We start from the raw sequence: 16443 nt of genomic DNA on the forward strand, positions 1-16443 counted from the left end.
CCGTCCGAGGCCGCATTGGCGATCGTCCAGTCGTCTGATCCCTTCGTCACCGTCGCGCTCTGGACGGGAATCGTCGCGCTTGGCCTCACGCTCCTGCTGAGCCTTCAAATCGTCCAGCTGCGGGTGTCGCTGCGCCGGCGCGAACGCCACGAAGCACGCGTGCTGGCGCGCTGGCGCCCGCTGCTGAACCAGACCATCGTCGGCGAACGTCCCGATCTGCCTGTCCTGGCCCCGCGCGAGCGCCTGGCTTTCCTGCGCCTATGGGTGCATTTGCAGGGTTCGCTGCGCGGCGAGGCCACCGAGGCCCTCAACGCCATGGCGCGCGAGCTGGGCGCGGACCGCCTGGCGCGCGCGATGCTGGCCCGTGGCGCGCGCGAGGAACGCCTGCTGGCGGTGCTGGTGCTGGGCCACCTGCGCGACCGCGAAGCCTGGCCCCAGCTGCTGCCGCTGGCGGAGCTGAGCGACAGCGCGGCCTCGCTCACCGCCCTGTGGGCGCTGGTGCGGGTCGATCCCGATGCCGCCGCCGAGTACCTGACGCCGCTGTTCATCGAACGCGAGGACTGGGCGCTGTCGCACGTGGCCGGCATCCTGCAGCAAGCCGCAGCGCCCACGGCGAAGGTGCTGGGACGCGTGCTGCCCACCCTGCCGCGGGATCGCCTGCCGCGCGCGCTGCGCATCGCCGAGGCGCTGCGCGTATCGCTGCCGGCCGAGGTGCTGGCCGGCGCCCTGCGCAGCGATGCGGTGCCGATCGTCATCGCCGGCCTTCGCGGCGTGATCACGCCCGAGACCATCCAGGAGGTGCGCGCCCTGCTCTCCCATGAAGACTGGCAGGTGCGGGTGCAGGCCGCGCGCGCGCTGGGCCGCATCGGCACGCGCGAAGACGCCGACCGCCTGGGCGCCCTGCTGGCCGACCCGCAATGGTGGGTGCGCTACCGCGCCGCGCAGGCGCTGCGCGAACTGCCGGCCCTATCGCGCGCCGACCTGGAACAGCTGCGCGCCTCGCTCACCGACCGCTTCGCGGCCGACATGCTGCAGCAGGTGCTGGCCGAGGAGGAGACAGCATGAGCTTCAGCCACTTCCTGGTCGAATTCATCACCTGGTTCGTGTTCTGCTACTTCATCGCGCTGAACGTGGGCTACCTGACGCTCAACGCCTTCTCGCTGCGCGCGCTGCGCCGCAAGGGGCAGGAACTGTTCATGGCCGACCTGCCGCGCGCCTACTCGGGCCTGGAGCCGCCGATCAGCATCCTGGTCCCGGCCTACAACGAGGAAGCGACCATTGCCGCCTCGATCCGATCGATGCTCCAGCTCAGCTACGCCGAGTTCGAGATCGTCATCATCAACGACGGCTCCAAGGACAGCACCCTCGAGGTGCTCAAGCGCGAGTTCGCGCTGCTGCCCTTTCCCGAAGCCTACCGGCGCCAGATCCCGACCCAGGAAGTGCGCCAGGTCTACCGCTCCACGCGCTACCCGAACGTACGCGTGATCGACAAGGTCAACGGCGGCAAGGCCGACTCGCTCAACGCCGGCATCAACATCTCGCGCTACCCGCTGTTCTGCGGCGTGGACGCGGACTCGATCCTGCAGCGCGACAGCCTGGCCAAGGTGACCGAACCCTTCCTGCGCGACCCGACGGTGGTAGCGGCCGGCGGCACGGTGCGCGTGGCCAACGGCTGCGAGGTCAGCGGCGGCTTCCTCACCAAGGTCGGGCTGCCGAAGAACATCTGGGCGCTGTTCCAGGTGGTCGAATACCTGCGCGCCTTCCTGTTCGGGCGTCTGGGCTGGTCGTCGATGAACGGCATGCTGATCATCTCGGGCGCCTTCGGCGTGTTCCGCAAGGACGCCGTGGTGCTGGCCGGCGGCTACCGCCGCGACACCATCGGGGAAGACATGGAACTGGTGGTGCGTATGCACCGCCTGCTGCGCGAACGCCGCCAGCCCTACCGCATCGAGTTCGTGCCCGACCCGGTGTGCTGGACCGAGGCGCCGGAAGACTACAAGACGCTCAGGAACCAGCGCATCCGCTGGCAGCGCGGCCTGGCCGAGAGCCTGAACGCCAACTGGGGCCTGCCGCTGTCGCGCAACGGCGGCGTGCCGGGCTGGCTGGCCTTCCCCTTCATGCTGCTGTTCGAGTGGCTGGGGCCCCTGGTGGAGCTGGGCGGCTATGTGTTCATGGTGCTGGCCTTCTTCACCGGGCTGATCTCGTGGCAGGCCTTCGGCGCCTTCCTGTTCGTGGCCGTGGGCCTGGGCATCCTGCTGTCGGCCTCCGGCCTGCTGCTGGAAGAGATGTCCTTCCACATCTACCCGCGCGGCAAGCAGCTGCTGATGCTCGGGCTGGTCGTGATCCTCGAGAACTTCGGCTACCGCCAGCTCAATTCGGTCTGGCGCCTGATCGGCCTGTGGCGCTGGGCCATGCAGACGGAATCAACCTGGGGCACGATGAAACGCAAGGGCACCTGGCAAAGCGGCGCCCAGAAATAGGCGACGCGCTAGACTGCCCTCATGTCCCGCCACCTTCTTGCCCTGCTCGTCATGACCGCCCCGCTGCATGCCGCAACGCTGAGCGTCTGTCCCGCCACGGGCGACGCGCCGGCGCGCGCCTTCATCGGCGATGGTCCGGGCTGCCGCAAGATCGAACTGGGAATCGACGTCGCGCGGATCGAGACGGTGTACATGCTGCCGGCGGATGCGCGTCCCGAACAGACCATCCTGCTGCAGGGTGACGACAGCAAGGGGACGCTGGCGGTCAGCGAACATACCCTGGTGCCCGCCAAGCCGCAGCCCGATCTACCGGCGCCGATGCCCTTCGGCGAGAACCTGCTGGCGACAATGCGGATGCGTACCTTCGGGGTCGAGGAGCGCGTTCAGGCGAGCTTGCAGGATGGCCGCCTGCGCATCGAGTGCAAGGCCGGGACGAAACCTGCCGGCGTGCTGCTGCGCGGCCCCTGGTACCTGCCGCGTGCCGCGGCAAGCCTGCAGGCGACGTTTTCAGGCAAGGGACAATTCCTGTGGCAGGCCGCTGACGCGGCGCGCGCCGCGCGCGAAGATGCGATCGACATGGGCAGCCTGTCCTCCACCGGGCGGCTGTCCCTGCCCGCGGGCCTGGAGCGCCACACGTGGGAACAGTTCACTATTCTGTGTCCGGCGCAGGCATCCAGCCTGTCGCTCGACGCACTGACTCTGGAGCCGGCCGCGGCTGCGCGGGCGCCCCGCTCGACCTGGATCTGGAACCAGGCCGAATGGCGCGAGCGCGGCCAGGCGCTGATCGACTGGGCCACGCAAGAGAAGATCGGCGAGCTGTTCGTCACTGTTCCTCTTCAGGAAGGACGCGTCATCGAGCCGGAAGCACTGGCGGCCTTCGTCAAGGCGGCCGGAGCGCGCGGCATCGCGGTGACCGCGGTCGATGGCGACCCGCACATGGTGCTGCCCGGAGAGCAGGCGCCCACGGCGGCGCGCGCCCGTGCCTATGCCGCCTACAACGCGCAGGCGGAACCGGCTGCGCGCCTGAAAGGCATGCAGTTCGACGTCGAACCTTACCTGCTTCCGGCGCATGTGCTGCCGCCGTCGGAGCGCGACCGGCGCTACCTGGAACTGGCGGCGCGGTTGCGCGAGGCGGCAGGATCGATGCGGCTGGAATTCGTCGTGCCGTTCTGGTGGGATGGCAAGCCGGATCTGCTGCGCGAGCTGGCCAGATCGGCCGACGCGCTGTCGGTGATGGATTACCGCACCGATCCTGGACAGATCTACCGCTTCGCCGTGCCCTTCCTGGACTGGGCCGAGATGCATGGCAAGCAGGTGCGCATTGCGCTGGAGGCGGGGCCGATCGGGGCAGAGACCCAGCGTCGCTACCAGCGCGCGGCTAAAGGGGCTGCAGGCGACATGCTGCTGTTCGAACTGGAGGGACAACAGGTGCTAATAGTGCTCAGACAACCGGCGGCGCATGCGAAGGCGCAGGCGTTCACGCTGGCCGGCAGCAGAAGCGTCGATGGATCGGCCACGACCTTCCACGCGGATAAGGCGGCGTTGACGCGTTTGCTGCCGAAGCTGGAAACCGCCTTCGGAGCTTGGAAGGGATTCGGAGGAATAGCGCTGCACGAATGGCGCTAACCAGCGCCCCGCCACCTGACCGTCGTTCCCGCGCAGGCGGGAAACCAAGTTCCTGTGCGTGACTGCTACGTGCATTCCCAGCGATCCGCAACCGACCGGATGGTTCGTCCGTTCCGACTTCAAGCGGACTTGGAACGCCTAACAAAACCTCCGTAGCCGCGTTGCGGCTCCTTGCCGTACAGGCCGGCTCCTTGCCGTACAGGCGTACTGTCTTCGCCGCGGCGCCTTGCTCTGAAGGTTTCGTTAGGCGTTCTTAGCCGTGACGACGATGATCTCGCCCTACCAGAAGAAAGGCCGAAGTTGTAGTTCCCTGGATATGATCTTCGCGCCATCCCCAGATTGTCTTGGATTGCTTGCCGCAGCAGTCGCAATGGCCTGTCGATTCATTCCAAAAATTCGCTCGAACCGCATCTTTTTTATTCATGGATGTTCCTTGTTGAGCCCGCGCATAGCTGACCGCTTGTGGCCGATTGCAGACGTACTTGTACACCGCTGCCCGCAGAATGATCGTGATTCGCCATCCCCGTGCGATCCTTAAAACATACCGATTATTAACGGGGCAGCCAGAAAGAAAGCAGCAAGCAATCTGATAGCAGTGGTGCCGCCTACGCGCGTTCCAGTATTGCGTTTTTCGACAATGAGCGACCATACAGCGCTGCCGGAACTCACGACGAGTGCGAACATATAGGCGAAGCCAATCTTCATCAGCGCTTCAGCAATGTACACCTTGCCATGTGGCGCGGACGAGTAACCGGAGACCATCCAGACCAGGCCGATCAGGACGGGTGCGACTCCCAATATCATGAGAACGTTCGCGAGGCGGAGTTTGTTATGCGGTGTCATAGCCAGGCAGTGTACCGGCGAACTCGATGAAGAAATACGCATATTCCCACGTCGTGCATGGACTATTCCGGGAAGACCGAGCGGATCCCATCGCAATAGGCGGCCGAAACAACTCTGTCTTCGCCCATTAAGGACTCCGGCGCGGACTTGCCCGCATCCTCTTCGCTCACAAAACGCAACGAAACGCGGAGCAGCGGCCTGGACAGTTGGACGAGCCTGAACGCCCGTTTTCCCCGTTCCTTCGCCAACGCGCAAGCGCCGCGCAGCATGAACATGGACTTTGCCGCGACGCTTCCCGCAGGATGCAAGAGTTCGACGGTCGAAGCGGTGTCGCTACGCTCGACCTCCTGGAACACCATGCCCGGAGAAATGCCACCGGCATTCGGTGCGGGGCTCGCGGCCATGCGGAACAAGGGGGTATCGGCAGCGTGCGGCTGCGAGGCGAAGATGCACAGCAGAAAAGCGGAAAGGATCTTGATTTTCATGGGAGCCTGAGAGTGGGGACAAAGGCGGCGTCGATTAGCCGCGATGTCCATCCTCGCATCGGCGCCATGTGGCCGGCAATCGCTGCCGGCGACGGCTAGCGACACGCGCCCCAGGGTGTCATACCGTGCTCCCACGCAAGGCCTCAGGCCGTCGGCAGCCCCACCACAAAGCGCGTCCCCTTCCCCATCTCCGTTTCGAACGCAATCGTTCCGCCATGCTCCTCGACGATGGCCCGGCTGATGCTCAGGCCCAGCCCCGTCCCGCCCTTCGGCCGCGTATCCGCCGCATCCGCCTGCGCGAAGCGCTCGAACACCCGACTGCGGAACTCCGGCGCAATCCCCGGCCCCTCGTCGGTCACGGTCAGGCGCGCCTTGCCCTGGCTCTGCGCCAGCCCGAGGGTCACGGCCCGGCCATGCGGCGTGAACTTGATCGCATTCGACAGCAGGTTCACCAGCACTTGCACCATGCGGTCGTGATCGACCTCGGCGCGGATATGTTCCGCACCTTGCTGGCTGTCCAGCCGCAGCAGCACGCCGGCCTGCTGGGCATGCCCCTGCATCGAGGCTAGCGCATGCTCGGCCAGCGGCAGCAGCGGCTGGGCCGCGCGCCGGTATTCCATCTTCCCCGACTCCATCTTCTGGATATCGAGCAGGTCGTTCACCATGCGCACCAGGCGTTCGGCGCTCTGGCTGGCGATGCGGATCAGGCCGGCCACGTCCGGCGCCAGCTCACCCGCCATGCCCTCGTCCAGCATCGACAAGGACGCGCGGATCGACGTCAGCGGCGTGCGCAGCTCGTGCGAGACGGTCGAGATGAATTCGTTCTTCATGCGCTCGACCTTCTTGCGCTCCGATATATCGTGCAGGAACACGCTGAAGAAGGCGTCCTCGCCCTGACCGGCCAGGCCGGCCGTCATCTCGATGGGGAATTCCGCACCCTGGCGGTTGATCACGGTGCGCTCCAGGCGCCGCCCGAGCGCGCCCAGCTGGCCGGTCTGGCGGAAGGCGTGCAAGGCCTTGCCGACGCTGGCGCGGTGGCGCTCCGGCACCACCAGCTCGGCCAGCGGCCAGCCCACCGCTTCGTGGCGGCGCCAGCCGAACATGCGCTCGGCGGCGGCGTTCCAGTCGACGATCAGGCCGCGCTGGTCGACCGCGACGAAGGCATCCTGGGCGGCGTCGACGATGGCGCCGATGCGCTGCTCGCTGGCGCGCACCGCCGCCAGCGCGCGCTCGAGGTCGCGCGTGCGCTCCTCCACCCGCCGCTCGAGGGTTGCGTTCAAGTCCTGCAGCTCGGCACGGCGCTGCACCAGGTCGGTCACCAGCGCGTTCAGCGCGCCGGAGAGCTTGCGCACCTCGTCGTAGCCGTCGCGGCTCGGCACCAGCTCGGTGGTGTCGCCGCGCCGCAGGCGGTCGGCCGAATCGGCCAGTTCGCCCAGCGGACGCGTGATGCGGCGCGCCACCAGCACGCCGGCCAGCGAGAACAGCACCGCCAGCGCCGCCCCGCTCCACAGCGCGCGCTCGCGCAGGCGCGCCACCGGCCGGTAGGCGTCTTCGACGTCCTGGCGCACCAGCACGTTCCAGCCCAGGCCCGGATAGATGCCGCGCCCCTTGGTCGCGCCGTAGCCGACCAGGTAGGAGCGGCCGTCCGGCCACTCCTCGACCAGGTAGCCGGTGCGTTGCTGGCGCGCTTCGCGCAGGCTGGGCTGATCGATGGTCTTGCCCTGCAGGTCTTCGGGCCCCAGCAGGACCACGCCTTCGGCGCTGACGATCAGGGCCTGCACCTTGCCGCGCGCCTGCACCGGCGCGATGATCGAGCGCTCGACGTCGCGCGCCCACTGCCAGGACAGGTGTACGCCCAGCACGCCGGCCGGCTTGCCCTGCGCGTCCATGTAGGGGAAGGCCACGTCGACGAAGCGGCGCGGCTCGCCTTCCGGCGCCGGCAGCAGCTTGGCCAGCAGCACGGCTTCGTGCACGTCGCCCACGTAGACGCCCTTGAGCGCGTCGCGGAACCAGGGCCGCTGCGCCACGTTGGCGCCTTCCAGCAGGCCGCGCGCTTCCACGAGCACCTTGCCGTCCAGGCCGGCCATGCCGATCCACTCGTAGTACCAGTAGGTTTCCTGCATGTCGGCCAGCACCTTGCGGCGCCGCTCCTGGCCCGTGGCCGGGTCGACCAGGTCGGGCCGGCGCGCCATCAGGCTGACTTCGCGGTAGCGCTCGTACATGCCGCGGTCGAGCTTGTCGGCGGTCTGCATCGCCAGCTCCCCCAGGCCATGGCCGATGCTGCTCTTGACCTGCTCGGTGGAGGCGCTTTCCACCACCTCGACCAGCAATAGGGTCAACACGACGGTCAGGGTGGAAAACGCCAGCGCCAGCCAGGCCCCCAGGCCGCGTGGCTTCAGACCTTCAGGAATTGCGCTAAAAATTGCCATAATGCACTTAAAAATACTGAATCCACAGCGTAACACACCAGGTCGATGCCCAGCGGATAGTAGCGAACGGGGCTACCCGCTACGGATAGGGCCGCCCGAATCCGCCCTCTAGAAAGCCTGCCGTTCCGCACGGCCACAGCCGATTTCCGCTAAACTTGTGTGTTACATGGAATCACGCCACCGATTGGGAAACACCGTCATGCAAGCCACCGCCACCGCCGCCCTCCTCGACTACGCCACTTCGTGCACCCTGCCCACGCCCTGGGCCCAGTTCACGCTGCACGCCTGGGTCGAGCCGGCCACCGGCAAGGAGCACCTGGCGATGGCCCTGGGCGACCTGTCCACCGGCGAGCCGGTGCTGGCGCGCGTGCACTCGGAATGCCTGACCGGCGACGTGATGTTCTCGCAACGCTGCGACTGCGGCGCCCAGCTCGAAGGCGCGCTGCAGCGCATCGCCGAGGAAGGCCGCGGCATCCTGCTTTACCTGCGCCAGGAAGGCCGCGGGATCGGCCTGGTCAACAAGATCCGCGCCTACCGCCTGCAGGAAGCCGGCGCCGACACGGTCGAGGCCAACCTGCAGCTGGGCTTCCACGCCGACGCCCGCAACTACGAGCTGTGCCGCCCGATGCTGGAGCATTTCGGCATCCAGTCGGTGCGCCTGATGACCAACAACCCGCGCAAGATCGATGCCCTGACCCGCCTGGGCATCCAGGTGGCCGAGCGCGTGCCCCTGCTGGTCAACCGCAACGCCTTCAACAACAGCTACCTGAACACCAAGCAGGCCAAGCTGGGCCACATGATGACGCCCGCAGCGGCGCAGGCTTCCGACGCCGCGTAAGACCCGGAGGCGCCTAACGCGCGCGCAGCCCGTTGATCTGGTGGCAAGATAGAGGCCTACGTCTTGCCATCCAGAGATTGAATGAAACGGGTAGTCATTGCTCTTCTCCTGTCCTGCCTGGGCCTGAGCGCGGCGACCGCGCCGAATGCGCCGCCCGCCGCCTCCCGTCCCGCCAGCCAGGTCGCCAACCAGGGGCCCTCCGCCGCCGCCGGACCGGCCGCGCAGGAACTGCCGCCCGCCGCCACGCCGCCCGCGCCCGGTCCCGGCGAAGTCGAGGCCCAGGAACCGCTGCCGCCGCCGTCCTCCGCCGCACAGGACCTGTATGCGTCCGCGCGCGCCGACCTGCTGCAGATCCGTATGCTGCTCAAGAACGGCCGTACCCAGTCGACCGTGGGCTCGGGCTTCCTGGTCGGCGACACCAACCTGGCGCTGACCAATTACCATGTGGTGTCGCAGATGGCGCTCGACCCGGACGTCTACACCGCCGAGTACATCGACACCGACGGCAACACCGGCCCGGTCGAACTGATGGCGGTCGACGTTCTGCACGACCTGGCCGTGGTGCGCGTCAACCGCAACGGCAGCGGCTTCTTCAAGGTGCCGGAACGGAAAGTCACCCTGCGCCAGGGCCAGTACCTGTACTCGCTCGGCAACCCGCTCGACCTCGGCTTCGCCATTTCGGAAGGCTCGTACAATGGCGTCCTGCAGCGCAGCTTCTACGACCGCCTGATCTTCAGCGGCCCGATCAATTCCGGCATGAGCGGCGGCCCCAGCATCACGGCCAGCGGCACAGTGGCCGGGATCAACGTGGCGCGCCGCCTGGACGGTGAGTCGGTCAGCTTCCTGGTGCCGGTCAAGTATGCGCAGGAACTGCTGCGCACGGTGGCGGCCCAGCCGGCGCCGCCGAAAGACTTCAATCCCCTGATCGCCCAGCAGCTGCTGGTCCACCAGGGCGGCATGGTCGACCGCCTGCTCGACGAGCCGCTCACCCTCAAGGGCATGGGCCCCTACCTGGTGCCGGTGCGCGAATCCGGCCAGGTGCGCTGCTGGGGCCGCTCGACGGTGAAGTCGGAAGCGGCCTACAGCGTCGACGCCATCAATTGCGTGATGCAGTCGGCCGTGTTCGTGTCGAATTCCCAGCAGACTGGTGCCGTGGGCCTGAGCCACCGCTACATCCGCTCCGGCAGCATGGAACCGCTGCGCTTCGCGGCGCTGGCCAGCGACCTGTTCGGGGTCGAGGGCTTCGGCAGCATCGGCGACCCGCGCCTGACCAAGCCTTTCTGCACCGAGCGCTTCGTGCACACCCGCTCGCTGCCGCTGCGCGCCGTGACCTGCGTGCGCGGCTACCGCAAGTTCGAGGGCCTGTACAACTTCACCCTGCTGACCGCCAGCACCGACTCCGCCCAGGCCAGCCTGCAAAGCCGGGTCGACGTGTCCGGCGTCTCCTACGAAAACGGCTTGCGCGTGACGCAAGCCTTCCTGGGCGCCTTCGGGCGCAGCGGACGCCGATGAACGGGCCCTGGACCATTGAAATGCTGGCCCGCAACGGCGAGGTGCTGCACCGCTATCGCGTGGCCGCGCTGCCGATCCGGGTGGGCCGCGCCTATGACAACGACTTCATCGTCGACGACGACTACGCCGCGCCGCACCACGTGGTGATCCAGGAGAGCCCGGACGGCAAGCTGCTGCTGCGCGACCTGGGCAGCCGCAACGGCATCGTGCACAAGGGCCGCCGGGTCACCGAACTCGCACTGGACGGCGACACCGTGGTGCGCATGGGCCACACCACCCTGCGCGTGCGCGGCGCCGACTATCCCGTCGGCCCGGAACTGCGCGACCGCACCATGCACGGCTGGGAAGGCCTGCTGCCGGGCGCGGCCGGCGCCCTGCTCACCGGCCTGGTGGCGCTGCTGGCTGCATGGCTGACCGACCGCGGCAGCTACGAGCTGGAACGCTACGTGCAGGCGCTCGCGGCCGGGATCGGCATCGGCCTGCTGTGGAGCGGCCTGTGGGCCTTCAACAACCGGGTCTTCAGCCGTCACGCGCGCCTGGGACGGCATTTGTTCATCTTCGGCTGCGGCCTGGCGACCCTGCTCGCCTTCCGCTTGCTGGCCAGCCTGCTGGCCTATGCCTATTCCTGGGAATGGCTCACCCGCTACGGCTCGCACGCGGCGGTGCTCACGGTGGCCGGGGTCATCTATTTCCATCTGGCCACCGTAAAACCCCAGCTCCGGACACGCCTGCGCGCGATCTGCGCCGGCATGGCCATCCTCGCTTCCGGGCTGGTGCTAGTGGGCAACGAGCAACGCCACGGGCGCGTGGCAGACGAGCTCTACATGTCGGTCTTGTTGCCGCCCGAACTAAGGGCCAGCCCCGATGCGCCGGTGGCCGAGTTCATCGGCCAGGTCGGTGCGATGCGCGCGGAGATCGATGCCGAGCGCAGGCGCAAGCCGGGGGACGAAGGCTGAGCCGGATGCACACAAAGCGGTGGCGCGGCCGATCCCGCAGGCGTATAGTGGTTTTTCCGGCCGACGCCTGTCGGGCCGTACTACAGGGGAGCCGCACATGACCGAGCGCCAGCGCCGTGCCGACAAGGCGACCGCCGACGCCGTCGCGCGGGCAATGAACATCCTGTCCGTTCGCGGCGCCGGGCTGGCGCGGCACTACATGGAATATAAACGGGTTGCGGGCACCGTCATTGCGCGCACGCTCGCCGAGCCCGGCCTGCGGCGCCGTCCCAGCGCCGGGCAGGCCGTCACGGAAGCCATCACCCCTTCGAGCGCACAGGACAATAGCTGACGGCCATGCGCCCACCAGCGAAAGGAGCCAGCCAGATGCCATCACCTATCGCCTCCGCCACGCCGCCGGGCCCCTTGCGCCCCCTGCTCACGCTGGCGCGCCGTCTCCTGCAGACGGACGATGCCGATACCGCCCTCACGCTTGCCGGACAAGCCCTGGTCGAGCTCGCACGCGTGGATGCGGGGCTGCTGGTTGTGCGCGGCAATGGCGGCGGCGGCGTCGAGTTCGATCGCGAAGGCACACCGCGCGCCGTGGACACGGGCCACGACTGGTATCCGTTCGCGGCGGCCATCCTGGACGGTTCCCGGTCCACGCCAGCCGTCGAGGCGCGCCTGCTCGGCATCGGCTTGCCGGATCCGGCGCCCGCGGCCGCACTGGTGGTCCAGTGGGCCGACGAGCCGGACGAAGGTGTCATCGCCGGCCGCCGGTACACGCTCGCCATCGTGCTCGAGCTGGCCGTGGCCGCCCTTGGCCGTATCCATGAATACGCCCAGCTGGCCAGCCTGGTCGGCAGGCAGCGCGCCCAGCTGCTGGGAGAGTCACAGGCGCATGCCGCCGAACTGGCGCGGCGCGACGTCCTCGAAAGCGAAATGCGGGTGCTGTCGCTGACCGACATGCTCACCGGACTGCACAACCGGCGCGGTTTTTTTGTCCATGCGGAACAGGTGTTCAAGGTGGCGCGCCGCCGGCACGCACCCAGCGCCGTGCTGTTCGCGGATGTCGACCATCTCAAACTGGTCAACGACCAGCTCGGTCACGACGCTGGCGACCATCTGATCCGCGATGCGGCCGAGGTGTTCCGCGCTTCCTTTCGGAGTGCCGATGTGGTCGGGCGCCTTGGGGGCGACGAGTTCGTGGCCTACACGCTGGAAGACGCCCAGCCGCAGACCATCCTTGCGAGGCTGCAGGACAACTTGAACGCGTTCAACCTGATGCAGGAACGCCCGTACCGCTTGTCGCTCAGCGCCGGCATCGTGTCCTGCGAACCAGACGAACACCAAAGCCTGCTCAACTACGTTGTCCTTGCGGACCAGCAAATGTATGCCAACAAGCGCAGCCGGCTTCATTAGCGTTTGCTGCCTCCCCCGAACTGAGTTGCCTCATTGCATGCGTGGCGCGAGCCCGCTTGAGCGCGTATAGTGCTGTCCTTGAAAAAATTACGTACTCAAGGGGATGGGAGACATGTCTGCACCACGCCAGCGACGCCATGACCAGGCGACGGCGAATGCCGTTGCACGTGGACTCAATATTCTTTCCGTGCGCGACGCGGAGGTGGCACGGCGCTACATGGAGCACAAGCACGTGCCCGAGTCGGTCATCGAGCGCACGCTCACCCAACCTGGACAGCGCCGCAAGCTGAGCCCCGAGCAATGCGTCTCGGAGGCCATCATGCCCTTGTGCAGGCGCGGCAATCACTGAGCAGCACCTTTCTCCCGTCCTTGGCGGCAAGGCCTCTTGCACGCCGGCGGCTGGCCCCTGGCGGCCGCGCGCCCGGCTCCTGGAAGCGTTCGAGCGCCCGGGCCGGACCGGCGGAAAATTCAGGGCGCATGAAATGCGGACAAGGCGTCCTGCAGAGGCCATGGGGCGCTATGATGCCTGGCTGATATGACCTCATCCATGGAGACCCGATGCGCGCCGCCTGCCTTGCCCTGTTCTCCACCACCATCCTGATCGGCGGCGCCCGCGCCGACAGCCTCGACGACGCGCTGCTTGCCGAAATGAAGCGGCGCCACGTGCCGGGCCTGAGCGTGCTGGTGCTCAAGGACGGCAAGGTCATCAAGGAAAAAGGCTACGGCCTGGCAAACGTCGAACACCAGGTGCCAGTGACGCCGCGCACCGTGTTCCAGTCCGGCTCGGTCGGCAAGACCTTTACCGCGGCCCTGATCCTGCTGCTCGAGCAGGACGGCAAGCTGAGCCTGGACGATCCGATTTCGCGCCACCTGGCGAACACGCCGCCGGCCTGGGAAAAGATCACGGTGCGCCACCTGCTCACCCACACCTCGGGCCTGGGCGATCCCTACGAAAACCTCGACTTCCGCAAGGACTACAGCGACGAGGAGCTGATCGCCCTGGAAGCGTCCATCCCGATGCGTTTCGCGCCCGGCGAGAAGTGGGCGTACAGCAATATGGGCTACCACCTGCTGGGCTTCATCGCCAACCGCGCCGGCGGCAAGTTCTACGGCGACCAGCTGCGCGAACGCATCTGGGCGCCGCTGGGCATGGGCACGCGCGTCATCACCGAGGCCGACATCGTTCCCCATCGCGCCGCCGGCTACGAGTGGAAGCATGGCGTCCTGAAGAACCAGTCCTGGGTGGCCCCGCGCCTGAACACGACGGCGGACGGCAGCCTCTACCTGACCGCGCGCGACCTGGCGGCCTGGGACCAGGCGCTGTACGGCGACAAGGTCTTGAACGCCAGGCTGCGCCAGGCCAGCTTCACGCCGGCCAGGCTGAACGACGGCAGCGAGGCGCCCTACGGGCTGGGCTGGTACGTCGACACCGTCAAGGGCCGCCGCCACATCCATCACGGTGGCGCCTGGCAAGGCTTCCGTAGCTACCTGTGCCGCTACGTCGACGACAAGCTGACGGTCGTGATCCTGGCGAATTCCGACTCCGCCCGGCCGTCCAAGTTCGCCAGCATGGTGACCAGCCACTACGCGCCGACGCTGATCGAGCCGCCGGCCAGGCCGATCGCCGATCGCGAACCGGCCGTGACCGCCCGCGTGCGCGAGATCGCCGCACGCCTGGGCGCCGGCGAGATGCCGGCCGGGCTGGGCCCCGAGGTCACGGCCAAGTTCACGCCGCAGACGCTGTCCCGCATCGCCGCCTTCATGCAGGAGATTGGCGCGCTGCGCTCGGTCGAACTGCTGGCGCGGGAAGACGAGGAACAGGGCCGGGCCTACCGCTACCGCTTCCACTACGAGGGCGAAACGATGCTGTCCAAGCTGATGATCGGCAAGGACGGCCAGGTCAGCCGCTTCAGCTTCCAGCCCGAATAAGCCCGGCCCGGCTTTACAAGCGGCGGCCGATCGCCGATGATCGGCCATCGCTCATCCACGCCGCCGCCATGCTTCCGAACCGCAGCACCATCGCCGCCCTGCTCGCCTGGCTTCTCTTCTGGCTCCTGATGGTGCTGGTCGCTGTCGAGGACTTCCGGCGCGACGGCGGCCAGGCCATCTGGCAGCCGGTACTGTGGGAGACTTCCTCGGCCCTGGTAGCGACTTCCCTCCTGCTGGTGCAGCGGCGCTTCACCCGGCGCCACGACGCGCTGATCGCCACGCCCTGGCGCTGGGCCCTGGTGCAGGCGCGTTGGCTGCCGCTGTACTGGATCGCCTTCGTGCCCCTGGTATTCGGTATCCGCCATGCCGTGTACGCGCTGGCGGGCGCCTCCTACGATCACGAACCCTGGGGCGAGGTGTTCGTCTACGAGGCGCTCAAGATCACGGTCTTCGTGTGCCTGTTCACGGCGATCGGCTTCGGCCTGCTGTCCTACCGCCAGCTGCTCGGCGAGCGGGTGCGCGCGCAGCAGGCGCAGGCCCTGCTGCGCGAGGCCCAGCTGGAGCGCCTGGCGCGCCAGATGCAGCCGCACTTCCTGTTCAACGCCCTCAACACGATTTCCTCGCTGATGCACCAGGACGTGGCGCGCGCCGACGCCACCCTGGTGCAGCTGGCCGAGGTGCTGCGCGCCACTCTGGCGCTCGGCGCGCGGCCCCAGGCCAGCCTGGCCGACGAGCTGCGCCTGGCGCGCGGTTACGCGGCCGTGATGGCCGAACGCTTCGAGGGGCGTGTGACGCTGGACTGGGACATTGCCGACGAGGCGCTCGGCGCCGCCTTGCCCGCCGTGAGTGTGCAGCCGCTGCTGGAGAACGTGTTCAAGCACACGGTCGAACGGCGCCGCGGCCTGACGCGGATCGCCGTCAGCGCGGCCTGCCGCGATGGCCTGCTGGTGCTGCGCGTCGAGGATGACGGCGGGCAGCTGGATGCCCAGGGCAGGCCGGGTATCGGGCTGGCCAACCTGCGCGCGCGCCTGGAGGTCCTGCACGGGAACCGGGCGGCGCTGGAGCTGTCGCAGCTGGAGCCCGCCGGGGTGCGGGCGGAAGTGCGGGTGCCATGCGCATCCTGATCGTCGACGACGAGCGCCCGGCGCGCGAGCGGCTGCGCCGCATGCTGGCGCTGGAAGCGGGGATCGAGGCCGTGGAGGAAGCGGCCGACGGGATCGAGGCCTTGCAGCGGATCGGCGAATTCGCGCCGGACGCGCTGCTGCTCGATATCGAGATGCCCGAGCTGTCGGGGATCGACCTGGCCGCCTCGCTGCCGGCGCCGGCGCCGCTGGTGGTGTTCGTGACCGCCTACGACGAGTATGCGCTGCGCGCCTTCGATGCGGAAGCGGTCGACTACCTGCTCAAGCCCTTCGACCAGGCGCGCCTGCACCGGGCGCTCGATCGCCTGCGTGCGCGTCTGGCGGCCGGGGGCGGTTCGACGCTGCCGTCGGCGCCGCCGCGCCAGCTGCTGGTGAGCGAGCGTGGCGGCACGCGCGTGGTGGCGGTGGCCGACATCGAATGGCTGGAAACGGCCGACAATTACGTGGCGCTACATACGGCCAACGGGGCGCCGCTCCTGCGCCAGACCCTGGCCGGCCTGCTCGAACGCCTGGGGCCGGGCTTCGTACGCTGCCACCGGCGTGCGGCGGTGCGCCTGGCCTGCATCGACAGGATCGTGGCGCTCGACAAGGGAGATTGCGAGATCGTGCTGCGCAGCGGTGCAACAGTGCCGTGCAGCCGTCAGTATCGCGCCGGCCTGGTGGGAAGGCTGCAGCCCTAGGCTTGCCGGCGCCGCATCCCGCCGGCTTCCGTCTCGCCCCGGCCCACTCCCGCTTCGCCCCATTCTGCTGGCCCATGCGCACCCGCGGCGGCAAGCTGGCGCCATCGACATTTCGAGAGCGG

General features: G+C 68.1%; 15 protein-coding genes. 12 read left to right on the top strand and 3 right to left on the bottom strand.

The genetic code is table 11. From position 1 onward, the window contains the following. Window positions 1-15 precede the first annotated feature (15 nt). From J8847_RS03240 to J8847_RS03250, 3 genes are read left to right on the top strand one after another with little or no spacing between them, the layout of a single operon-like run. Complete coding sequence (locus J8847_RS03240) at window positions 16-1065, top strand: HEAT repeat domain-containing protein (protein WP_211523239.1); 1050 nt, start codon at window positions 16-18, stop codon at window positions 1063-1065. Beyond that, entirely contained in the window at window positions 1062-2480 is a 1419-nt protein-coding gene (locus J8847_RS03245; RefSeq protein WP_211523240.1) for a glycosyltransferase family 2 protein, read from the top strand. The genes J8847_RS03240 and J8847_RS03245 overlap by 4 nt, the downstream gene beginning before the upstream one ends. A gap of 21 nt (window positions 2481-2501) precedes the next feature. Further along, the gene (locus J8847_RS03250; protein WP_211523241.1) at window positions 2502-4106 is read left to right on the top strand and encodes a hypothetical protein; all 1605 of its coding nucleotides are present in this window, start codon (window positions 2502-2504) and stop codon (window positions 4104-4106) included. 534 nt (window positions 4107-4640) lie between these two features. On the opposite strand, the gene J8847_RS03255 is transcribed toward J8847_RS03250, so the two are convergent. The 3 genes from J8847_RS03255 to J8847_RS03265 form a co-directional block, all read right to left on the bottom strand. Continuing rightward, window positions 4641-4910, bottom strand: coding sequence for a hypothetical protein (locus J8847_RS03255; RefSeq protein WP_211523242.1), 270 nt, complete (start codon window positions 4908-4910; stop codon window positions 4641-4643). Window positions 4911-5011: 101 nt separating this feature from the next. Beyond that, entirely contained in the window at window positions 5012-5434 is a 423-nt protein-coding gene (locus J8847_RS03260) for a hypothetical protein (protein WP_211523243.1), read from the bottom strand. A gap of 143 nt (window positions 5435-5577) precedes the next feature. Beyond that, window positions 5578-7863 carry an ATP-binding protein gene (locus J8847_RS03265; protein WP_211523244.1) on the bottom strand — a complete coding sequence of 762 codons (2286 nt, stop codon included), beginning with the start codon at window positions 7861-7863 and terminating at the stop codon, window positions 5578-5580. 199 nt (window positions 7864-8062) lie between these two features. On the opposite strand from J8847_RS03265, the gene ribA reads away from it, so the two are divergent. The 9 genes from ribA to J8847_RS03310 all read left to right on the top strand — a co-directional run bounded on the left by ribA (window position 8063) and on the right by J8847_RS03310 (window position 16321). Then, on the top strand, window positions 8063-8701 hold the full coding sequence (gene ribA / locus J8847_RS03270; RefSeq protein WP_211523245.1) for a GTP cyclohydrolase II: 639 nt from the start codon (window positions 8063-8065) through the stop codon (window positions 8699-8701). Between the two features lie 81 nt (window positions 8702-8782). Further along, window positions 8783-10213 carry a serine protease gene (locus J8847_RS03275; protein WP_211523246.1) on the top strand — a complete coding sequence of 477 codons (1431 nt, stop codon included), beginning with the start codon at window positions 8783-8785 and terminating at the stop codon, window positions 10211-10213. Next, the gene (locus J8847_RS03280) at window positions 10210-11169 is read left to right on the top strand and encodes an FHA domain-containing protein (protein WP_211523247.1); all 960 of its coding nucleotides are present in this window, start codon (window positions 10210-10212) and stop codon (window positions 11167-11169) included. The genes J8847_RS03275 and J8847_RS03280 overlap by 4 nt, the downstream gene beginning before the upstream one ends. Window positions 11170-11266: 97 nt before the next feature. Continuing rightward, window positions 11267-11500 (top strand): hypothetical protein, encoded by a 234-nt coding sequence (locus J8847_RS03285; RefSeq protein ID WP_211523248.1) that lies wholly within the window; start codon window positions 11267-11269, stop codon window positions 11498-11500. A gap of 35 nt (window positions 11501-11535) precedes the next feature. Next, on the top strand, window positions 11536-12570 hold the full coding sequence (locus J8847_RS03290; RefSeq protein ID WP_211523249.1) for a diguanylate cyclase: 1035 nt from the start codon (window positions 11536-11538) through the stop codon (window positions 12568-12570). Window positions 12571-12682: 112 nt separating this feature from the next. Continuing rightward, a complete protein-coding gene (locus J8847_RS03295; protein ID WP_211523250.1) occupies window positions 12683-12919 on the top strand; it encodes a hypothetical protein in 237 nt (78 codons plus the stop codon). Window positions 12920-13128: 209 nt separating this feature from the next. Beyond that, entirely contained in the window at window positions 13129-14499 is a 1371-nt protein-coding gene (locus J8847_RS03300; RefSeq protein WP_211523251.1) for a serine hydrolase, read from the top strand. 68 nt (window positions 14500-14567) lie between these two features. Next, a complete protein-coding gene (locus J8847_RS03305; protein ID WP_211523252.1) occupies window positions 14568-15623 on the top strand; it encodes a sensor histidine kinase in 1056 nt (351 codons plus the stop codon). Beyond that, entirely contained in the window at window positions 15611-16321 is a 711-nt protein-coding gene (locus tag J8847_RS03310; protein ID WP_211523253.1) for a LytTR family DNA-binding domain-containing protein, read from the top strand. The genes J8847_RS03305 and J8847_RS03310 overlap by 13 nt, the downstream gene beginning before the upstream one ends. Window positions 16322-16443: the final 122 nt, after the last annotated feature.

It is taken from the genome of Massilia sp. AB1 (assembly GCF_018119385.1).
Taxonomy (GTDB): Bacteria; Pseudomonadota; Gammaproteobacteria; order Burkholderiales; family Burkholderiaceae_D; genus Telluria.